This window comes from Amycolatopsis dongchuanensis, assembly GCF_039542405.1.
In the GTDB taxonomy this organism is placed as follows: Bacteria; Actinomycetota; Actinomycetes; order Mycobacteriales; family Pseudonocardiaceae; genus Amycolatopsis_E; species Amycolatopsis_E sacchari.
In genome coordinates this window covers 95407-114022 of sequence record NZ_BAABIB010000045.1, presented here as the reverse complement: position 1 = coordinate 114022, position 18616 = coordinate 95407, and the positions used below count along the sequence as shown (strand labels likewise).

Genomic DNA, 18616 nt, shown 5'->3' with positions numbered 1-18616 from the left:
GCCCTGCCGGTCCTCGTCCGGATCAGCCGCCCGGCTGCCCCGTCGAGTCACCGGTGCCGAAGTTGTCGCGACCCGACGGCGGCCACGAGATGCCCGACGGGAGGCTCGGCTTCGACCTGCTGGAGCTCGGCGCCTCCGACGAGCTGCTCGGCGTGCTCGACGTGGACGGCGGCGGGGGCGCCGAGGACGACGTCGAGGTCGGCGGCGTCGACTTCCTGCTCGACGAGTCGTCGTTGGCGGCCGCGGTCGCCGACTTCCCGATCGGCTGGACCGTGGAGAACTTCTCGCTCGGCTTGCCCTGCAGGTAGGAGTTGATGAACTCCTGCCACATCTGGGCGGGCAGCCCGGTGCTGCCGACCGACTCGCCGTTCTTGTCCTTCAGCGGCTTGCTCGGATCCGAACCCACCCACGAGGCGACCGAAATGGACGGGGTGTAGCCGATCATCCACACCTGCGAGTTGAACCTCGCCAGGTCCGGGTCGCTCGAGTCGTACTGCTGCGTACCGGTCTTGCCGGCGCACTCGTGACCCGTGGGGCACTTCAGCTTCGAGAAGCCGATCACGGGCTTGAGCGCGGTCGTGACGTTGCCCGCGATCTGCTTGCTCTTGTCGGCGTTGTTCTCCGCGAAGGCGGGCTGCGGGTTGCTCGGCGCCTGGTAGACGACGTTGCCGCCGGGATCGGTGATCTTCGTGACGAAGTGGCGGTCCAGCGTGATCCCGTCGGCGGCGAACGTGGCGTACGCCGAGGCCATGTCCAGCGGGGTGGCCTCGGTGGTGCCACCGCCGAGCGAGATGTTGTTGTCCAGCGCGGCCTTGCTGTTCTTCAGGCTCTGCACGCCCGCTTCCTCGGCGGCGTCGCGCACGGCCTGCCAGCCCGTCTGGTTCGCGACCATGTCGAAGAACACCGTGTTGGTCGAGCGCATCGTCGCCTCGGCGACCGTGCAGTCCGTACCGCAGCTGTTCGACGCACCCGCGTTGCGGACCGTGCGGGAGCCGAACTGGCGTGGTGACGTGCCGTTGAAGGTCTCGCCGAGCCCCTTGCCCATCTTGAGGAACGCGGCGATGTCGAAGGCCTTGAACGACGAACCCGGGTTGTGCGGTGTGGACGCCCAGTCCCGCTGGTCGCTCTTGTCGTTCGGGCCGCCGTAGTAGGCGATCACCCCGCGCGTCTTCGGGTCGACCGCGACCAGCGCGCTCTTCAGCGTGTCCGGCTGGTCGTCCATGTACTTGTGCGAGATGTCCTCGGCCAGCTTCTGCGCCGCGGGGTCGATGGTCGTGTAGATGTTGTAGCCACCGGCCTGCAGCTTCTCCTTGGAGTAGCCCGCCGCGTCCAGCTCGTCCTCGACCTCGGACTGGATGAACGCCGCAGGGCCCTTGATCGCCTGCGGCTTGGTCTGGTCCTTCGGCAGCGGGGCCGGGAACTGCGCCGCCTGCCGCTCCGCGGAGGGCAGCCAGTTGTACTTGACCATGTTGTCCATCACGTAGTTCCAGCGCCACTGGGCGTACGTGGTGTTCTCCGACTTGCTCGGGCCCTGGATCAGACCGGCCAGCAGCGCCGCCTCCGACGGGCTGAGCTGCGCGGCGTCCTTGTTGAAGTACGCGTGCGCCGCCGCCTGGATGCCGTAGGCGTTCCGTCCGAAGTAGACGATGTTGAGGTACGCCGTGATGATGTCTTCCTTGGGCTGGGTCTGGTTCATCTTGAACGACTTGACCAGCTCCGTGGCCTTGCGGGTGAGCGTCGGCGCCTCGTTCTCGGTGGCCTTCTTGATGTACTGCTGCGAGATGGTCGAACCACCACCGGTACCGCCGGTGAGGTTGTTGTAGACGGCGCGCGCGATGCCGAGCACGTCGAACCCGTTGTTGGTCTCGAACGTGGCGTCCTCGGCCGCGTACACGGCGTGCTTGACCGTCTCGGGAATCTGCCCGGGCTTCAGGATTTCGCGGTTCCCGGTGTCCGGGACCTCCTTGCCCATCACCGAGTTGTCGGCGTAGTAGTACGTGACCACCTGGCTCTGCTGCGCCAGCACCTCTTCCGGGGTGGGCACGTCGACCAGGAAGTACGAGATCGTGAACGCGATCGCCGGCACGATGACGAACAGGCCGAACAGGGCGTAGAGCGTGCGGCGCACGATCTTCCACCGGCGCTTCTTCCGCTGCCGGGGCGTCAGCGCGGCCTTGCCCTTCTTCCCGCCCTCGTCCTCGGCGGGAAGCTCGTCCTCGGGTCCGTACTCGTCGAACCGGGCCTGCTCGTCGTCGTAGTCGTCGTACCCGTCGTAGTCGTCCTCGGGCTGACCGCCGCCGAGCGGGTTGTGCGTGAGCAGACCCGGCTCGCGGTCCGGCGGACCCGAGGGTGGGGGCGGCGTGCGGTGGCCGCCGTTGGGCGGACCGGGCGGGGGCCCGGGACGGCGCGGCGGCACCGGACGGCCTGCCGGCGGGACACGCCGCTGTCCGGGCGCGCCGTCGGGGTCTCCCCCGCCGGGCCACTGCGGCTGCTGCCCTTCCCCGGGCCACTGGGGGCGGCCCTGCGGACGGCGCGGCGCGCCGCCACCCTGCCACTGCCCCTGCCGGGGATCGTCGGGCTCCTGACCTGGCCAGGAGCGGTTGTACTGGTCGTTCACGGATGAGCCTCCCAGAACGGCGGTTCGGGGTACGCCGCTGGTGCGGTCACGGTTTCCCTGCGGTCACTGCCCGGCGGTCCTCTTGCTCGGGCCGTGTGGTGTTCCCGTGCCCAGGACGTACGACAGCACCAGGTGGTTCCATCGGCACGCCCGGCAGACCTCCACGACGTGGACGGTGAACTCGCCGAACAGCCCCGCCATCCGGGACAGCTCGGCGGGCGTCCTCGCGGATCCGGCTACGTGCTTGAGCTCGTCGCCGTAGACCCAGGACACCTCCATCAGGGACGACGAAAGGCAGACCGGGCACTCGGCCGTGGCCGGCTCTCCGTGGAACTTCGCCGCCCTGAGCAGGTACGGGTCCGCGTCGCAGACGTCCTTCCTACCGAGGCGACCGGCGCGGAAATCGGTCAGCAACGCGCGGCGTTGCAAGCCGTAGTCCACGACGTGTCGCTGCTTCTGCACGCTGACAGAGTACGTGGCCCGTGTGGGGGTGCCATGAGCTGTTCTGGGTAAAGAACTGGGCGGGGTGGAGGAACACGCCGACGGTTCGATAACTCCTGCGTGAACTTCACCACCCTGTCCGAGTGAACCCCAGGTGTTCTGAATCGTTATCTGCGCCACTTCGATGTATCGGCTCGATATAATCGGGCGTTAGGTTGACGGCATGACGTCGTTTGTCGCCCGGAAGGGGGTGCACCGTGCTGGAGTTCGCCATCCTGGGGCTGCTGCACGAGGCGCCGATGCACGGATACGTGCTGCGCAAACGGCTGCACGAGACGCTCGGCATGTTCCGCACGTTCTCGTACGGCTCGCTGTACCCGACCCTGCGGAGGTTGCAGCGGGCTGGCTTCATCGTCGAGGAAGCCGATGAGGTCGGTGAGCACGCGAAGCCACAGTCCAGGTCGAGGGTCCGGCGCGCGCGACGGGTGTACAAGCTCACTGCCGAAGGCAAGGAGCACTTCGCCCAGCTGCTCGGTGACGCCGGCCCGCAGACGTGGGACGACGAAGGCTTCGGGGTGCACCTCGCGTTCTTCTCCAGGACTCCGGCCGATGTCCGGATGCGCATCCTCGAGGGCCGCCGCCGTCGCGTGGAGGAGCGCAGGGAAGGCCTGCGGGCGGCCATGGCCAGAGCCGAGGAGAAGATCGACCGCTACACCCGCGAGCTGCACCGGCTCGGCCTCGAGAGCAGCGAGCGCGAAGTCCGCTGGCTCAACGAGCTGATCGCGCACGAGCAAGCCGAACAGCGCGGCCTGCACAACTAGGCGGCCGCACCTCTTTTCCTGCTGACGAGCAGCACTGACCTGTCAAGAAACGACCGAAGGAGAAACCGGCATGGGCGACAACAGCGGCCGCGTGAAGGTGGCCATCGTTGGCGTCGGCAACTGCGCGGCATCACTGGTGCAGGGGGTGCACTACTACCAGGACGCCGACGAGACGTCCCGCGTGCCCGGCCTGATGCACGTGCGGTTCGGCCCGTACCACGTCCGCGACGTGGAGTTCGTCGCCGCGTTCGACGTGGACGCGAAGAAGGTCGGCCGCGACCTGTCCGAGGCGATCCTGGCCAGCGAGAACAACACCATCAAGATCGCGGACGTGCCGCCGCTGGGCGTGCCGGTGCTGCGCGGGCCCACGATGGACGGGCTCGGCCGCTTCTACCAGGAGACCATCGAGGAGTCCGACGAGGCGCCGGTCGACGTGGTCGCCGCGCTGCGGGAGTCGGGCGCCGAGGTGCTGGTGTCGTACCTGCCGGTCGGCTCGGAGGCGGCCCAGAAGTTCTACGCGCAGTGCGCGATCGACGCGGGTCTCGCGTTCGTCAACGCCATCCCGGTGTTCATCGCGTCGAACCCGGAGTGGGCGCAGAAGTTCACCGACGCCGGGCTGCCGATCGTCGGTGACGACATCAAGTCCCAGGTCGGCGCCACCATCACGCACCGCGTGCTGGCGAAGCTGTTCGAGGACCGCGGGGTCCAGCTCGACCGCACCATGCAGCTCAACGTGGGCGGCAACATGGACTTCAAGAACATGAAGGAGCTGGAGCGGCTGGAGTCCAAGAAGGTCTCCAAGACGCAGGCCGTCACGTCCCAGGTGGACCGCGACATGGGCAAGGCCAACGTGCACGTCGGACCGTCGGACTACGTGCAGTGGCTCGACGACCGCAAGTGGGCCTACGTCCGGCTGGAGGGCCGCGCGTTCGGTGACGTGCCGCTGAACCTGGAGTACAAGCTCGAGGTGTGGGACTCGCCGAACTCGGCGGGCATCATCATCGACGCCGTGCGCGCCGCGAAGATCGCGCTGGACCGCGGTATCGGCGGCCCGCTGCTGTCGGCGTCCTCGTACTTCATGAAGTCGCCGCCGGTGCAGTACAACGACTCGCAGGCCCGTGACTCGGTCGAGGCGTTCATCCGCGGCGAGATCGAGCGCTGATCCCCGCTTTCCTCCTCCGGCCCTCACCCGGCCGGGGGAGGGCTGCGGCGTGCTCGACTGGATGTACGTACAGTCAAAGTCACTCGGGTTCCGGTGCTCTCCGGCAGGCAGAGTAGAGGGGGTCTGCCGGCGAGCGCCGGTTTTTTCGCGTGTGAGGAGTGCGGTGGCCCGGTCGGCCAGCCTGAACGAGGAGATGCGGGCGGAGTCGCGGCAGAAGATCCTGGCCGCGGCGCTGGAGGTGTTCGCGGAAAAGGGCTACCACGGCGCGACGATCACGGAGATCACCCGGCGGGCCGGGGTCTCGCGCGGGCTCGCCTCCTACTACTTCCCCAACAAGCACCTGCTGGTCGACGAGCTGATCGACGCCTACCTCGACGGGGTCGCGGCGGTCGTCGACGTGCCGGGGACGCCGGACGAGCGGCTGGCCGGGATCATCGACGGCGTGCTCGGCGGGCTGCTGGGGAACCTGCCGGTGCAGGGCGTGATCCTCAGCCTCGTGGTGCAACCGTCGACGCACCCGATCTTCGCCGAGGTCGAGGCCCGCAAGGACGAACGGCTGAGCCTGCTGGAGGACAGCCTGCGGGAGCTGTTCGCGGGGCGCGGCGCCGAGGATCCGGCCGTCGAGGAGGTCATGCTGCGCAGCGTCCTCGAAGGCGTGATCTACAAGGCTGTCGTGTACGGCCCGCAGTACCCGGTGGAGCAGGTGCGGCGGTGGTTGTACCGCATGTACGGCCTGCCGGAGCCGGAGACGACGCTGTCCGGTGAGGAGCCCGCGCCGGTCGGGCGGCTGCGCGCGTCGGACCGGGGTTTCTAGAGTTTTTCAACCAGTTCAGTGATGTCCTTGAGCACGAACGCCACCTCGGCGAGCACCGCCGGGTCCGGTGGGAAGTGCGGGTTCGGCACGGCGTAGACCGCCATGCCCGCCGCCATCGCGGCGCGGAGTCCGTTCGTGGTGTCCTCGACGGCGGCACACGTCTCGGGCCGGACGGCCAGCTGCTCGGCGGCCTTGAGGTAGACGTCGGGCGCCGGTTTGCCCGCCGCGACCTGCTCGCTCGACACGGCGACGCGCACCAGCCCGGTCAGGCCGGTGGCTTCGAGGAACGCCTTGATCAGCACGGGCGGCGACGAGCTGGCGATCGCGACCGGGTACCGCTCACCCACCGCGCGGACGGTTTCCGGGGCGCCGGGCAGGACCGGCGGGCCGTCGGCGTAGCGCCGCGCCATCTCGTCGACCACCACCTCGGCGAGCCGCTCCGGCGTGAGCTTCGCGCCCAGCTCCTCGACGAGGTACCGCGCCCATTCCGGGGTGCTCATCCCCTGGACGGCGCGGGTGGCCTCCTCGGTCCACCGCCCGCCGTGCTCGGCGACGACGTGGCGCCGCACCTCGTCCCACGTCCGTTCGGAGTCGACGAGCACGCCGTCGAGGTCGAAAACCACCGCTTCCATGCCCAGCACGGTACCTGTGAGGCCAATTACTTCGACACCCTAAATAAAATTGCTTAGACTGGCTAAGTGACATCCGGAGTGCACGAACTCGCCCACGAGCTGCGGCCCCTCGTCTTCCGCCTGTACTACATGGTCCGGCGCCTCACCCCGCAACACCAGCTCACCCTGACCCAGGGTTCCGTCCTGGGCGAGCTGGTCACGAACGGCCCGCGGCGCATGAGCGCGCTCGCCGACCTGGAGGGGGTGCGGCAGCCGTCGATGACCGACCTGGTGCGCCGGCTCGAACGGCTCGGGCTCGTGACCAGGACCGCCGACCCCGAGGACCGCCGGGCGGTGCTCGTCGAGGCCACCGAGGCGGGCAGGCAGTACATCGACGCGCTGATCGTGGCCCGCGAGGAGTTCCTGCGGGAGCGCCTCGCCGCTCTGGACCCCGCCGAGCGCGCGGCCATCGACACCGCGCTGCCGGCACTGCGACGGCTGATCGATCCAGCCAAGAAGAAGGAGGAAGTGCTCGATGAGCGGTAACGCTCACGGAAGCTTGCTGGACGCGGTGAAGGGCCAGCCCAAACAGGTCTGGATCACCGCGTTCGCCGCGGTCATCGCGTTCATGGGCATCGGGCTGGTGGACCCCATCCTGCTGTCCATCGCCGAGGGCCTGCACGCCACCGCGTCTCAGGTCACCCTGCTGTTCTCGTCGTACCTCGGCGTCCAGGTGCTGGCCATGCTGATCACCGGCGCCGCGAGCGCCCGGTTCGGTCCGAAGAGGACAGTGCTGACCGGCCTCGTGCTGATCGTGCTCGCGACGGCGCTGTGTGCCGCCGCCGGGTCGATCACCCAGCTCGTCGCGCTGCGCGCGGTGTGGGGGCTGGGCAACGCGTTCTTCATCGCGACCGCGCTCTCGGTGATCGTCGGCGCCGCGACCGGCGGGCAGGCCGGCGCGATCCTGCTGTACGAGGCGGCGCTCGGCGTCGGACTCGCCGTCGGGCCGCTGCTCGGCGCTCTGCTGGGCAGCATCTCGTGGCGAGGCCCGTTCATGGGCACCGCGGTGCTGATGGCCGCGGCGCTGGTGCTGTGCTCGATCTTCCTCAACCGCGACGCGGACGAGGAACGGCCGAAGATCCGGCTGGCCGACCCGCTGCGCGCCTTGGCGCACAAGGGGTTGCTGCGCACGTCGATCGGTTCGGCGCTCTACACCGCGGCGTTCTTCACGGTGCTGGCGTGGACGCCGTTCGTGCTCGAGTGGAGTGCGGTGGCCGTCGGCCTGGTCTTCTGCGGCTGGGGCCTGTGCGTCGCGATCGCGGGCGTGGTGCTCGCGCCGAAACTCGCGCACCGGCTCGGCGAGCGGCACGCCACCGCGGTCTCGGTGCTCGGGTACGCGGTGCTGATGCTCGTGCTCGCGGTGCCGAGCAAGCCGGTCGTCGTGGTCGGGGTGATCGTGTCCGGGCTGATCTCCGGCCTGCTGAACACGTTGTTCACCGGGACCGCGATGTCGATCAGCGACGCGCCGCGGCCGGTGGCCAGCGCGGGCTACAACTTCTGCCGCTGGCTCGGTGGTGCGGTCGCCGCGACCCTGGTCGGGCACGTCGCGGACTGGTTCGGTTCGCCGCACTCGCCGTTCCTCGTCGCGGCGGTGCTGTGCGTGATCGCGGGCGGGCTGCTGTTCGTGCGCGAAAAGTCCGCTGACGTCCGGGAACTGCCGGAAGGGGCGGCTTTGGTGGGCGAAGAGCTTTAGGAGCTGTTTACCCGGAGTTTGTCGGTACCTGGCCTTCGTTGCTTAACGTCACGGGCGTTCCCCTGACTGAGTGATGGAGGCCTTGTGCTGTCTCTGCCCCTGTTCGCGCACTCCGGCAGATCGCCGGTGACCTGCGAGTACCGCTGCGGCAACGCCTGTGCCCACGAGGCGCCGAACACCTCCGACAACGAGTACTTCGGCGACGTCGCGAAGAACGTGCTCTCCCGGCGTGGCGCCTTCAAGGCCGGTGCCGTGATGGCCGCCGCCGCGGGCGGGTTCGCCGCCCTGTCCGGCACCGCCGCCCCGGAGGCCGCCGCGTCCCCGGTCGCGCTGACCCGGCCCGGCCGTCCCGTGCCCGGCACGGACTTCACGCCGGTCGCGCCGAACACCGCTGACGCGCTCGTCGTGCCGCGCGGCTTCCGGCAGAACGTCGTGATCCGCTGGGGCGACCCGGTGGTGCCCGGCGCGCCGAAGTTCGACCCGGCGAAGCAGACGGCGGCCGCGCAGGCCAAGCAGTTCGGCTACAACAACGACTTCGTGGGCCTCATCGGCTGCGGGCACAACCGGTGGCTGATGGTCGTGAACCACGAGTACACGACCGAAGTCCAGATGTTCCCGCAGTACGACGCGAACAACCCGACCCGCGAGCAGGTCGAGGTCGCGTGGGCGGCACACGGGCTGTCCGTCGTGCAGGTCGAGAAGCAGCGCGGTGGCGGGCTGAAGGTCGTGCCGAGCCGCTACGGCCGCCGGATCACGCTGAACACCGAGTTCGAGGTGCGTGGTCCCGCCGCCGGCTCGAAGTACCTGAAGACCTCCGCCGACCCGACGGGCCGCCGCGTGCGCGGCACGCAGAACAACTGCTCGGGTGGCGTGACCCCGTGGGGCACCGTGCTTTCCGGTGAGGAGAACTTCCACCAGTACTTCGCCAACGCGGACAAGGTGACCGACCCGGTCGCGCAGGCGCGGCTCAAGCGCTACGGCGTCGGCACCGGCACGAGCACCCGCAAGTGGGAGCGGTTCGACAAGCGGTGGGACGTCGCGCAGGAGCCCAACGAGCCCAACCGGTTCGGCTGGGTCGTCGAGATCGACCCCAACGACCCGAACTCGACGCCGGTCAAGCACACCGCGCTCGGCCGGTTCAAGCACGAGGCCGCCAACGTCAAGATCACCAGGGACGGCCGGGTCGCGGTCTACTCCGGTGACGACGAGCGCTTCGACTACATCTACAAGTTCGTCTCCAAGGGCAAGTACAAGCCGGGCAACAGCGCGCTGGCCCGCAGGCACAACATGGCGCTGCTGGACGAGGGCACGCTGTACGTCGCGAAGTTCACCGGTGACAACCCCGGCGACATCGACGGCACCGGCAAGCTGCCCGCCGACGGCGAGTTCGACGGCACCGGCGAGTGGATCCCGCTCGCCAGCGGCGACAAGTCCTTCGTGGAGGGCTTCACCGCCGAGGAGGTGTACGTCTTCACGCGGCTCGCGGCGGACAAGGCGGGCGCGACCAAGATGGACCGGCCCGAGGACATCGAGCCGAATCCCGTCAACGGCCGCATCTACGCCGCGCTGACCAACAACACCGACCGCGGTGCCGCGGGCAAAGCCGCCGCGGACGAGGCGAACCCGCGCAACGGCAACAAGAACGGGCACGTGCTGGAGTGGGAGGAGGCCTGGGGCGACGCCGCGTCGACGAAGTTCGCCTGGCGCCTGCTGCTCGTCTGCGGTGACCCGAAGACGGCTGACACCTACTTCGGTGGTTTCCCGAAGGACCAGGTCAGCCCGATCTCCTGCCCGGACAACGTGGCGTTCGACCCGTACGGCAACCTGTGGATCTCCACGGACGGCAACGCGCTCGGCTCCAACGACGGCCTGTTCTCGGTGCCGGTCGCCGGTCCGGAACGCGGGCACGTCAAGCAGTTCCTCACCGTGCCGGTCGGCGCCGAGACGTGCGGCCCGGTGGTCACGAACGACTTCGTCGTCGTGGCCGTGCAGCACCCGGGTGAGAACGGCACGCCGGCCGCGCCGACCTCGCACTGGCCGGACGGCGGGAACTCGCTCGCCCGTCCCGCGGTGGTCTCCGTCTGGCGGGACTGAAGCCCGGCGGGGCACCGGTTACCGTGGGCGCATGTCGTCACTCGCCCTGGTCACCGGTGCCTCGCGTGGCATCGGCGCCGCCACCGCCGTCGCCCTCCAGCCGCACTACCGCCTCCTGCTCGGCGGACGGGACGCGTCGGCGCTGGAGAAGCAGGCCGCCGAGCTGCGGGACGCGCGGCCGTGGCCGGTGGAGCTGACCGACTTCGCCGCACTGGCGGAGGCCGCGGCGGGGATCGACCGGCTCGACGTGCTGGTGCACTCCGCGGGCGTGGCCGAGCTCGGCACCGTCGAGGAGGCGCCGATCGACGCGTGGCGCCGCGACTACGAGGTCAACGTGCTCGCGGTGGTGGAACTCACGCGGCTGCTGCTGCCGGCGTTGCGGGCCGCGCGCGGGCACGTCGTAGTGATCAACTCCGGTGCGGGGATGAACGCCAAGGCGGGCTGGGGCCCGTACGCGGCGAGCAAGTTCGCCGCCCGCGCCTTCGCCGACACCCTGCGGCAGGAGGAGGAACCCCACGGCGTCCGCGTCACGTCGGTCTTCCCCGGCCGCACGGCGACGGAGATGCAGGAAGCCGTGACCGCGGCCGAGGGGACCGAGTACCGGCCGGAGGAGTACCTGCGCCCGGAGTCCGTGGCCGCCGCCGTGCTCGGCGCGGTGACGGCGACGCCGGACGCGCACCCGACGGAGGTCGTGGTGCGTCCCCGGCGCCGATGAGTTCTGGCCGCGTCCGCGGTCTGTACCGGTATGACTCCTTCCGAGACCAAGAACCTGGACCGCTACGGCAGCGACGCACTGCCCTGGAGCCGGGCGCGCGACGCGCTGGCGCAGGACCCGACGCCCGACGTCACCCACTTCCTCGGCACCTGCCGCGACGGCATCCCGCACGCGGCCGGCATCGGCGCGCAGTGGCTGGACGACTACCTGTACTTCACCAGCAACCCCAGGGCGCGCAAGGCCCGCGACCTCGCGGTCAACCCGCGCTGCACGATCTCCGCGCGGCTGCCGGGGATCGACCTGGTGCTCGACGGCACCGCGGAGCGCGTGACCGACGGCGAGACCCTCGAAGCGGTCGCCGCGGGGTACCGCGCGGGCGGCTGGCCCGCCGAGGTCGAGGGGGACGCGCTCACCGCGCCGTACAGCGCCCCCAGCGCGGGCGCGCCGCCGTGGCACGTCTACCGGTTCACGTTCACCAAGGTCGTCGGCGTCGCCACCGCCGAGCCCTACGGTGCCACCCGCTGGACCTTCGACCGCTAATAGCTGTTCTGGGGTGATTTGCGGGCCGGTGCGGGTAGCGGAACCTGAGACGGCCCCTCGCTCCGGGATCGCCTCCTCATGACCCCCCGCCCGCCAGCCCGACCACCACCCCGCACGGACGCTCCGCGGCTGTGCCTCCCACCACGGAGCCGCTGTCCTCGCGAGGAGCCGCCCACCCGTCGCCCGCACCACCCTCAACGGACGCGCTCCGCGCGGCTGCCACGTTCAAACCCGCGGCGGTGCAAGCTGACTGGGTGGTGAAAGCGGCTGCGCCGCTCGAACCCTCAGGCCCGGATCCTGGCGGCCGACTCGCTCGCGGCGGCGTAGGCCTTTTCCCGGTCCACGCGGGGGGATTCGCCGTCGGCGAGTACCTGTTCGCCTGCGACCCACACGTCCCGCACGCGGCGGGAACCCGCTGCCCACACGAGGTTCGACAGCAGCTGCGGGTCGGGCACGTCGAGCCCGGTCGCGAAGGCGAAGCCGTCCGTCTCGATGTGCACGAAGTCCGCCCAGCGGCCCGGTTCCAGCGCGCCGATGTCGTCCCGGCCCAGCGCCTCGGCGCCGCCGCGGGTGGCCATGAGCAGGGCGCTCGGTGCGTCGAGCGCCGTCGAGTCCTTTGTGGACAGACGGGCGAGCAGTGCGGCGAGCTGGATCTCCTCCCACAGGTCCAGGTCGTCGTTGCTCGCCGGGCCGTCGGTGCCCAGGCCCACCGCGACCGCCGCCGCCCGCAGGTCCGCCAGCCGCGCTATCCCCGACGCCAGCTTCCCGTTCGAGCCGGGGCAGTGCGCGACGCCGACCCCGTGCCGGGCGAACAGCTGGATGTCCTCATCGGACAGGTGGACGGCGTGTGCGGCGAGCAACCGCCCGTCGAGCAGGCCCACCTCGCCGAGCAGCCGCGGCACCGAGCCGTACTCCGCCCGCTGCTCCTGGTCCTCGTCCGCCGCCTCGGCGACGTGGATCTGCACCAGCGCGCCCCGCGCCGCGGCGGCTTCCGCGGTCAGCCGCAACGCCTCCGTCGGCAGCATGTACGCCGAGTGCGGGGCGAAGGACAGCTCGATCCGCTCGCCCGGCCCGAACCGCAGGCCGTCGGTGTCGATCCACCGTTCCGTGGACCGGACCATCGCGTGCCAGTCGATCCCGGGCAGCCCGATGATGGGGCCGCCGAGCACGGCGCGGGCACCGGTGGCGAGCACCGCGTCCGCCATCTCCTCGGGGTGGAAGTACATCTCGGCGCTCGTGGTCACGCCGTGGCTGAGCATCTCCAGCGAGCCCAGCACCATCCCGGCCCGCACGTCCTCCGCCCGCAGCTTCGCCTCGGCGGGCCAGATGATCTCGTTGAGCCAGCGCAGCAGCGGCAGGTCGCCGCCCATGCCCCGCAGCAACGTCATCGGGCTGTGCGCGTGCGTGTTCACCAAGCCGGGCAACAGGATTCCCGTCAACGCGGTGACGGGGGCCGACGTCGCCGGTGCCTGGGCGGCCGGGCCGCAGTAGGTGATGCGCCCGCTGTCGTCGACGTCCAGGACTCCGTCGCGCACGACGGTGCAGGCGGGATCACAGGGCAGGACAACGGGAGCGGTGTACCTCGACGACATCAGTCCATCAAACCACTGCGCCACGCCCACGCCGCGATCTCCACGCGGTTGCGCGCCCCGATCTTGCCCTGGACGGCGGCCAGGTGTGTCTTCACGGTCGACAGCGACAGGTACAGCTCGGCCCCGATCTCGGTGTTCGTCAGCCCACGGGCCGTCGCACGCACGACGTCGAGTTCACGTGCCGTCAACGGTTCCTTGGGCGGGTCGACCTCGCGACGGGCCGTCGTGCCGTCGAAGTGCTTGAGCAGCCGCACGGTGACCTGCGGCGACACCAGCGCGTCCCCGCGCTCGGCCGCGCGCACCGCCTCGATCAGCAGCGCCGGGCCCGCGTCCTTGAGCAGGAAGCCGCTCGCGCCGTTGCGCAGCGCGGTGTGCACGTACTCGTCGAGGTCGAACGTGGTGACCACGACCACCTTGAACGGGTCGGCGACGTCCGGCCCCGCGAGCTGCCGCGTGACCTCCAGCCCGTCGAGCCCGGGCATGCGGATGTCGAGCAGGCACACGTCCGGCCGCAGCTCGCGCGCCTTCGTCACCGCCGCCACCCCGTCGGCGACGTCGGCGACCACCTCGATGTCGTCCTGGCTCTCCAGGATCATCCGGAACCCGGTGCGCACCATGCTCTGGTCATCGGCGATGAGCACCCGGATCATTCGGCTTCCCCTTCGAGCGGCAACCACGCTTCCACGGCCCAGCCCCCTTCGACCGGCCCGGCCAGGAGCCGGCCGTGCAACAACTCGACCCGCTCCCGCATCCCGACGAGACCGTATCCTCCCTCCCGCCACCCACCGCCACCCTCAACGGAGACGCTGCGCGTCGCTGTCTCGACTCCACCGCCGGCGGGACGCACGTGCTCCATCCTCCCGTCGTCGGTCACCCTGATGTGCAGCTCGCGGTCGTGGACCTCGGCCAGAACGACCACGCGCGTCGCGCCGGCGGCGTGCTTCCCGACGTTCGTGAGCGACTCCTGAACCAGGCGCAGCGCCGACCGCGCGACCTCCTGCGGGATGTCCGGCGTCAGCGCCAGCTTCAGGTCCGTGCGCACGCCGTGGTGCGCGGTGTCGGCGAGCCTGCGCAGATCGGCTTCCAGGTCCGTGGTCGCCTGCTCGGTCTGCCCGTCGTCGCTGCGCATGCTGCGGACCAGGCGCCGCATCGCGACGAGCGCCTCGGTGCCCGCCTCCTCGATCCGCTGCAGCGCGTCCAGTGCCAGTGCCGGGTTCTTGCCGCCGATCAGCTTCGCCGCCTGCGCCTGCACCACGATGCCGGTGACGTGGTGGGCGACGACGTCGTGCAGCTCGCGGGCCAGCGCCATCCGTTCCGAGGTCTGCGCCTCGGTCACCGCGGCCTCGACGACCTTCGCGCGTTCGGAGTCACGGGCCCGGAAGTACAGCCCGATCGCCACCGAGATGCCCAGCACGAGCAGCGCGGCCAGCGCGAATGACCGCAGCCCCAGCGAGTAAAAACCGGTGCGGCTGTAGACGTTGGCCGCCGTGGTGAGGGCGACCGCCACCGACATCACGCCGATGACCGTCCACGCCTGTGCCGGACGTGCCGTGCGCACCAGGAGCACGACGAGGACGATGCCCGCGACGATCTCGGTCAGCGGCATGGCCTGGAACGGCAGGTTGTAGCGCACCGGGGCGACCCAGCCGAAGAACCCGGACAGCAGGAACACGCCCGATGTCAGCACCCCGGCGACGACCGGCCGCACCGTGCCGTAGACGGCGAGCGCCGCGCTCGCGATCGAGCACAGCAGCATCAGGTAATCCCGCGGGCCGCGCTGCAGTGCCTGGGTCAGCTCCAGGAACAGCGGCAGGGTCAGCACGCCGATCAGCGGCCACTGGTCCCGCACCAGCCGGGTGAGCGCGTTCGTGTGCTTCGGTGCGGACTCGCGCCGCAACCGCATCCCCGCGACGACCGCCGCGACGAGCAGTGTCGCCCCCATCAGCAGGGTCAGCAGCGTCCGGTCGGAACCGAACCTGGTGTCACCGCGCAGCGTCGAGGCGAACAGCCCGGCGATCACCAGGTTGGTCACCGCCGCGAACGCGAGGCCCGGCCGCAGCCACCGGACGGCGAGGTACACCAGCTCGACCCCGGCGATCGTCTCGGTCAGCGAAATGTCGGTCAGCAGCGTGGAGAACGGCGGGGTTTCGGTGGCCCGGATCAACACCGTCGAGCCGACGAGCGCGGCGGCCCCGCCGAACGCCCCGCGCGCGGGGTGCGCCCGCCCCCACAGCGCGCAGCCGGCGATCGCGACGATGCCGGGCAGCAACAGCAGATCGCGCCCGCGCGGGCCGATGTCGTCGAACGCGGCGGGGAGCATGATCAACACGTCGCACAGCAGTGCCGCGAGCAGCACGACGCCCTCGAGGCCCAGCCAGCGCCAGGCCGCGCGGGCGCGATCGGAGAACGGCACAACCGAACGGTAGAGGATTCGCGGGCTCGCGCACCCTGGCCGGGCGGCCACCCCACATCGGCCGATCGGCCGATCCGGACACCCCCGCCCCGCTGTGAACCTGATCGGCATGAATCCACAGTGGAACGACCGGGCCGTGTTGTCCGGACGGGGGTTGGTGAAGCGGTACGGCACGCAGTTCGCACTGGCGGGAGTGGACATCGAGGTGCGGCCCGGCGAGGCGATCGCCATCGTCGGGCCGTCGGGGTCCGGCAAGACCACGCTGCTGCACGTGCTGGCCGGCATCCTGCGCCCCGACGAAGGCGAGATCTCGCTCGGCGGGCAGCGCATCGACCAGCTGTCCGAGAAGAAGCGCAGCGAGCTGCGCCGCAGCGAGTTCGGGTTCGTGTTCCAGCAGGGCATGCTGGTCGCGGAGCTGACCGCGGAGGAGAACGTGGCGCTGCCGATGCTGCTGGGCGGCACCTCCCGCAAGGAGGCGCTGACCGCGGCGCGGGAGTGGCTGCGGCGGCTGGGGCTCGGCGAGCGCGGTGGCAGCAGGCCCGGTGAGCTGTCCGGCGGGCAGGCGCAGCGCGTCGCGATCGCGCGGGCGCTCACCCACCGGCCGAAGGTGATCTTCGCCGACGAGCCGACCGGCGCTCTCGACACCCGCACCGGCAAGGAGACGATGGACGCGCTGCTCGTCGCGGCGGCGGACGCGGGGGCCGCGGTGCTGATCGTGACCCACGACCGCGAGCTGGCGGCGTCACTGCCGCGCACCGTCACGATCCGCGACGGCAAGATCTCGTCGCCCGTGGAGGCGGTCGCGTGAACCCCGTGCGCCTGGCGTTCCGGGTGCTGCGCGTCGACGGGCGCACCCGGGCGTCGACCATCCTCATGGCCGTCGGCGTCGCCGTCGCGACCGGGCTCGTGCTGCTGCTGGCGAGCCTGCCGTACGCGACGAAGGCGAGGGCCGAGCGGGCGATCTGGCAGCAGCCCTACTACGGCTCGCAGGGCGAGTCGATGCTGATCACCTCGGCGGAGGACTTCAGCAGGGGCACCATGATCACGCGACTCGACGTGGCGTCCACCTCGGACCCTTCGGCGATCGCGCTGCCGCAGGGGATGCCGAAGTTCCCCGCTCCCGGCGAGGTGCTCGTGTCCCCGGCGTTGTTCGAGCGCATGCACGAGCTGCCCGCGCCCGCGCTCGCGGACCGGTTCCCCGGGCGGGTCGTCGGCACGCTGAGCGACGAGGCGCTGCAGTACCCGGAGCAGTTCGTCGCGGTGGTCGGGCACGCGCCCGGTGAGATGCCCGGCGACGCCTACCACGTCGCGGGCTTCAGCAGCCCCTCCAGCGCGCGGGTGGACCCGTTGTTGTCGCTGCTCGCCGGGGTCGGGGTCGTGGTGCTGGTCGTGCCGAGCCTCGTGCTCGTCGCGTCGTCCGCGCGGCTGACCGCCGCGCGCCGGGAACGGCGGCTGGCCGCGTTGCGGCTCGCCGGCGCCACCCCGGGTCAGGTCACCGGCATCGTCGCGGCGGAGACGGGGGTCGCCGCGGTGGCCGGTGCGCTGCTCGGGCTCGCGATCAGCCCGGTGCTGCACCAGCTGGCGACGTACGTGCCGTGGGGCGGCGGGACGTGGCTGGCGAGCGACTTCGGGCTGCCGCCCGTGATGACGGCCTTGCTGGTGGCCGCGATGCCGGTGCTCGTGCTGGTCGCGGCGGTGGCCGGGTTGCGGCGCGTGGTGAGCAACCCGGTCGGCGCGGTCGCCGGGCACACGCCGAAGCCGCTGCGGGCGTGGCGGCTGCTGGCACTGCCGGTGGCGGGTGGGGTGTTCTTCTTCGCGGTGACGAGCAAGTCGTCGAGCGTGGCGATGGTGTTGTTCGGGTTGCTGCTGGTGGTCGGGTCGGCGGTGGTCGTCGGGCCGTGGCTCACGTTCGCGGTCGGGCGGATCTTCGTGCAGCGCTGGCGGAAACCGGCGGGCCTGCTCGCCGGGCGGCGGCTGCTGGACGACCCGCGTGGCGCGTACCGGGCGTCGGCCGGGGTCGTGCTCGCGGTGCTGATCGGCTCGATGGCGCTCACGCTGCTGCCCAGTTTCGACCGGATGTCCGGCGGTGGCGGGGACTTCCGCGATTCGGCGTTGTCCTACTCGACGTCGCCGAAGGAAGCCGGGCCGGCCATCGCGCGGATCAACGAGCGGCTCGCGGCTTCGGGCCAGCAGGCGCGCGCGACCGAGATCCACTCGGTGGTGCTCACGTCGGTCAACGGCAGCAAGGTGCAGGCGTACGTGGCGAAGTGCGAGGACGCGGTGCGGTTGCTGCGCGTCCAGCTCAGCTGTGTACCGGGACCGGTGGTGTACGGCGACGACGAGCTGGCCGGCTACCGCGTGAGCGGGGACTGGGACTCGCCGGGTGTGCCGTTGGTGGCCGGGACCAGGAGCGCGCCGATGTCCTCGCTGGACGCGGCCGTGAACGTGTCCGCGGTCGTCGACCCGGCGGCGGTGCCGCCGGGTGTCGTGCCGTCCTACGCCAGGGTGGCGGTGCCGACCGAGGGCAGCGATCCCGAGATTGTGCGCACGGCGCTCGTCGCGGAGGGCGTGAGCGTCTACAACCGCGACATCTACCTGGCGGAGCAGCAGACCCAGCTGGCCGACCTGCGCCGCGTGACGGTCATCGGCCTGGTCGCGGCGGCCGTGCTCGCCGGCTGCAGCGCGGCGATCGCCACCGCGGGATCGGTGATGGACCGCCGCCGCACGTTCGGCGCGTTGATGGCGGCCGGCACGGGGGTCGGCACGCTGTCACGGGCGTTGCGGGCGGAGGCGGCACTGCCCGCACTCGCCGCGACGATCGGTGCCGGTGTGGTGGGAATGCTCGTGGGCATCGGGTTGTTCGGACTCGTGCGGGAGGGGCGTGAAGGGGTGTCCGCGGTGCTGACGCCGTGGCTGCTGGCTCCGGTGGTGCTCGGCCTCGGGGTGGCCGTGCTCGCCGCGTCGGTGTGCACCCCCGCGCTGAAGCGGGTGCGAGCCGAGCCACTGGCCGACGAGTGACGGGGGCCGGGGGCGCCGCCTTTCG

Annotated in this window: 16 protein-coding genes; 10 read left to right on the top strand and 6 right to left on the bottom strand. The window is 70.9% G+C overall.

The features are described 5' to 3' along the window. Positions 1–22 precede the first annotated feature (22 nt). Positions 23–2617, bottom strand: a complete 2595-nt coding sequence (locus ABFX51_RS08785) for a transglycosylase domain-containing protein (RefSeq protein WP_346053320.1) — start codon at positions 2615–2617, stop codon at positions 23–25. 63 nt (positions 2618–2680) lie between these two features. After that, positions 2681–3079: a DUF5318 family protein gene (locus ABFX51_RS08780; RefSeq protein ID WP_091506519.1), complete on the bottom strand. Its 399-nt coding sequence runs from the start codon at positions 3077–3079 to the stop codon at positions 2681–2683. 236 nt (positions 3080–3315) lie between these two features. Between ABFX51_RS08780 and ABFX51_RS08775 the strand changes: the two genes are divergently transcribed. From ABFX51_RS08775 to ABFX51_RS08765, 3 genes are all read left to right on the top strand, one after another. After that, positions 3316–3879 carry a PadR family transcriptional regulator gene (locus ABFX51_RS08775; protein ID WP_091506518.1) on the top strand — a complete coding sequence of 188 codons (564 nt, stop codon included), beginning with the start codon at positions 3316–3318 and terminating at the stop codon, positions 3877–3879. 70 nt (positions 3880–3949) lie between these two features. Continuing rightward, positions 3950–5041 (top strand): inositol-3-phosphate synthase, encoded by a 1092-nt coding sequence (locus ABFX51_RS08770; RefSeq protein WP_346053318.1) that lies wholly within the window; start codon positions 3950–3952, stop codon positions 5039–5041. 163 nt (positions 5042–5204) lie between these two features. Then, positions 5205–5855, top strand: coding sequence for a TetR/AcrR family transcriptional regulator (locus ABFX51_RS08765; RefSeq protein ID WP_346053316.1), 651 nt, complete (start codon positions 5205–5207; stop codon positions 5853–5855). On the opposite strand, the gene ABFX51_RS08760 is transcribed toward ABFX51_RS08765, so the two are convergent. Further along, entirely contained in the window at positions 5852–6487 is a 636-nt protein-coding gene (locus ABFX51_RS08760) for an HAD family hydrolase (protein ID WP_346053315.1), read from the bottom strand. The genes ABFX51_RS08765 and ABFX51_RS08760 overlap by 4 nt on opposite strands. A 66-nt stretch (positions 6488–6553) precedes the next feature. Between ABFX51_RS08760 and ABFX51_RS08755 the strand changes: the two genes are divergently transcribed. The 5 genes from ABFX51_RS08755 (at position 6554) to ABFX51_RS08735 (ending at position 11568) form a co-directional block, all read left to right on the top strand. Next, positions 6554–7012: a MarR family winged helix-turn-helix transcriptional regulator gene (locus ABFX51_RS08755; protein WP_091506508.1), complete on the top strand. Its 459-nt coding sequence runs from the start codon at positions 6554–6556 to the stop codon at positions 7010–7012. Next, a complete protein-coding gene (locus tag ABFX51_RS08750; protein ID WP_091506506.1) occupies positions 7002–8219 on the top strand; it encodes an MFS transporter in 1218 nt (405 codons plus the stop codon). The genes ABFX51_RS08755 and ABFX51_RS08750 overlap by 11 nt, the downstream gene beginning before the upstream one ends. A gap of 84 nt (positions 8220–8303) precedes the next feature. Continuing rightward, positions 8304–10313 carry a PhoX family protein gene (locus tag ABFX51_RS08745; RefSeq protein WP_091506504.1) on the top strand — a complete coding sequence of 670 codons (2010 nt, stop codon included), beginning with the start codon at positions 8304–8306 and terminating at the stop codon, positions 10311–10313. 31 nt (positions 10314–10344) lie between these two features. Next, positions 10345–11028, top strand: coding sequence for an SDR family oxidoreductase (locus ABFX51_RS08740; RefSeq protein ID WP_346053312.1), 684 nt, complete (start codon positions 10345–10347; stop codon positions 11026–11028). A 30-nt stretch (positions 11029–11058) separates the two neighbouring features. Continuing rightward, positions 11059–11568, top strand: a complete 510-nt coding sequence (locus ABFX51_RS08735) for a pyridoxamine 5'-phosphate oxidase family protein (protein WP_346053310.1) — start codon at positions 11059–11061, stop codon at positions 11566–11568. A gap of 284 nt (positions 11569–11852) precedes the next feature. Here ABFX51_RS08735 and ABFX51_RS08730 read toward each other — a convergent pair whose 3' ends face one another. Genes ABFX51_RS08730 through ABFX51_RS08720 form a run of 3 tightly spaced genes read right to left on the bottom strand, consistent with a single transcriptional unit; the run spans position 11853 to position 15573 of the window. Continuing rightward, positions 11853–13160: an amidohydrolase family protein gene (locus tag ABFX51_RS08730; RefSeq protein ID WP_091506497.1), complete on the bottom strand. Its 1308-nt coding sequence runs from the start codon at positions 13158–13160 to the stop codon at positions 11853–11855. Continuing rightward, a complete protein-coding gene (locus ABFX51_RS08725) occupies positions 13160–13810 on the bottom strand; it encodes a response regulator (RefSeq protein ID WP_091506495.1) in 651 nt (216 codons plus the stop codon). Before ABFX51_RS08725 ends, ABFX51_RS08730 begins: the two co-directional genes overlap by 1 nt. After that, positions 13807–15573, bottom strand: coding sequence for a sensor histidine kinase (locus ABFX51_RS08720; RefSeq protein WP_245783028.1), 1767 nt, complete (start codon positions 15571–15573; stop codon positions 13807–13809). The genes ABFX51_RS08725 and ABFX51_RS08720 overlap by 4 nt, the downstream gene beginning before the upstream one ends. Positions 15574–15682: 109 nt before the next feature. Between ABFX51_RS08720 and ABFX51_RS08715 the strand changes: the two genes are divergently transcribed. Next, a complete protein-coding gene (locus ABFX51_RS08715) occupies positions 15683–16381 on the top strand; it encodes an ABC transporter ATP-binding protein (protein ID WP_091507057.1) in 699 nt (232 codons plus the stop codon). After that, positions 16378–18591 (top strand): FtsX-like permease family protein, encoded by a 2214-nt coding sequence (locus tag ABFX51_RS08710; protein ID WP_346053307.1) that lies wholly within the window; start codon positions 16378–16380, stop codon positions 18589–18591. The genes ABFX51_RS08715 and ABFX51_RS08710 overlap by 4 nt, the downstream gene beginning before the upstream one ends. Positions 18592–18616: the final 25 nt, after the last annotated feature.